General features: G+C 71.4%; 2 protein-coding genes. Both read right to left on the minus strand.

Annotation, left to right across the window (positions count from 1 at the left end; genetic code table 11):
* The coding region (locus VF468_05950) for a hypothetical protein (GenBank protein ID HEX5877855.1) at nt 1-1,278 on the minus strand (1,278 nt) is incomplete at its 3' end.
* On the minus strand, nt 1,278-2,033 hold a 756-nt coding region (locus VF468_05955), incomplete at its 5' end, for a branched-chain amino acid ABC transporter permease (protein ID HEX5877856.1). The genes VF468_05950 and VF468_05955, both read right to left, overlap by 1 nt.

Raw genomic sequence — 2,033 nt, forward strand, 5'->3', positions numbered from 1 at the left:
CGAGTCGTTGAGCCGGTAGATGGTGGCCAGGGTGAGGGCGATCAGGGCCAGCAGCAGGTAGTAATAGATCGCGTTGCCGCTGATCTCGAACCCGGCGACGCTGAAGCCGGCGCCCATCGACCAGCCGCCGATCACCGGGTCGGGGATCGAGGAGATGCCGTTGGGGCCGCGGGTGATCGGGTCGAGGTTGTTGAGGGTGATGCGGACGATCTCCCCGAACCCGAGGGTGACGATGGCCAGGTAGTCGCCGCGCAGCCGCAGCGTCGGCGCCCCCAGCAGGACCCCGAAGAAGGCCGCGACCACGGGGGCGACGATGAACACCACCAGCAGGAAAGGGATGTGGAAGTTCACGTTGGTGAGCAGGGCGTTGCCGGTGAGCGCGGCCGTGTAGGCGCCGATGCCGAAGAAGGCGACGTAGCCCAGGTCGAGCAGGCCGGCCGACCCGACCACGATGTTCAACCCGAGGGCGGCCAGCACGAACAGGCCGGCCTGGGCGGTCACCTGGATCCAGAAGGTGTTGCCCTCCTGGGTGAAGGGGAACAGCAGCAGGAGCACGGCCAGCAGGGCGATGGCGACGCCCTCGTTGCGGCGGAACGGTCCGGCCAGGCCCTTGAACACGCCGAGGGTGGACAGGGTGGCCGCGATCGCGGTCAGGGCGGTGAAGAAGCCGAGGAACTCGCCCGGGTCGTCGACCTCGATGCCGAGCAGGAAGACCCCGTAGGCGACCAGCTCGGCCACCACGACCACGGCCAGGTCGAGCAGCATCGACCGCCGCGCCCAGGGCGTGGCCGCCGGGGCCGGCTCGGCCGCCAGCAGGCTGCGGGCGCCCAGCCAGGCCAGGACCCCGCCGGCCGCCGTCACCCACGGCCCCGGGCCGAGCCTGCCCACCTCGACGTCGAGGAACAGGACCAGGGTGAGCGCCCAGACCGGCGGGAGGACGGCCAGCCCGACGCCGAGGCGGACCAGGGCCTCGCCCTGGGTCGAGGTTCGCGTCCGGCTGCGCAGCACCAGCGCCCCGTAGACCAGGACGGCCAGGGCGAGCAGCAGCGACCAGGTCCGCACCCCGCCGATCCCGAAGTCGGCCAGCCGCCCGGTGAGGGGCACCCCCTCGACCCGCACCGGCGACAGGGTCCAGTACAGGTAGGAGCCGAGGATGCCGACCACCCCGCCGGCGGGGACCGCGATCAGCGGCAGGCGGACCCGTTGCCGCAGCCGGGCCATGGCCTCGGCCCGGGCGTCGCCCCGGCGCCGGTCGGCCACGGCCGTGGGCGCGGCCATCAGGCCGCCACCCGCTCGCCCAGCAGGCCCGTCGGCCTGAACACCAGCACCAGGATGAGGACCCCGAAGGCGAACACGTCCTGCCACTCGCCGCCCAGGTAGGCGGCGCCGAACGTCTCCAGGATGCCGAGCAGGAAGGCGCCCAGGACGGCGCCGCCGATGTTGCCGATGCCGCCGAGCACGGCCGCCGTGAACGCCTTGAGGCCGGCGATGAAGCCCATGAAGAAGTTGACCTGGCCCAGGTACATGCCGGCCAGAACCCCGCCGATCCCGGCAAGGGCGGAGCCGATGATGAAGGTCAGGGCGATGATCATGTCGACGTTGATGCCCATCAGCCGGGCCGTGTCCGGGTCCTCGGCGGTCGCCCGCATCGCCTTGCCGAGCCGGGTCGTGCGGATGAAGGCCGTCAGGATGAACGTCAGCAGCAGGGCCAGGCCGACCATGAACACCCAGAGCACCTGGATGGTGGCCCCGAAGAGCTGGAAGGAGGTGTTGGGGAACAGGTCGGGGAAGGCCAGCTGGCCGCGCGAGTAGAACACGGCCACCAGCTGCTGGAGAGCGAAGCTGGCCCCCAGGGCGGTGATCAGCGGCGCCAGTCGAGGTGCGTTGCGCAGCGGCCGGTAGGCGAAGCGATCGAGGCTCACCCCGATGAGCGGGGTCAGCAGGGTGGCCATCAGCAGCACCACCAGCAGGGCGACCAGCGAGGTACTGCCCCAGCCGAAGGCGCTCACGCCGAGGTTGAAGGTCCAGAGCCC

Source organism: Actinomycetota bacterium, assembly GCA_036280995.1.
In the GTDB taxonomy this organism is placed as follows: domain Bacteria; phylum Actinomycetota; class CALGFH01; order CALGFH01; family CALGFH01; genus CALGFH01.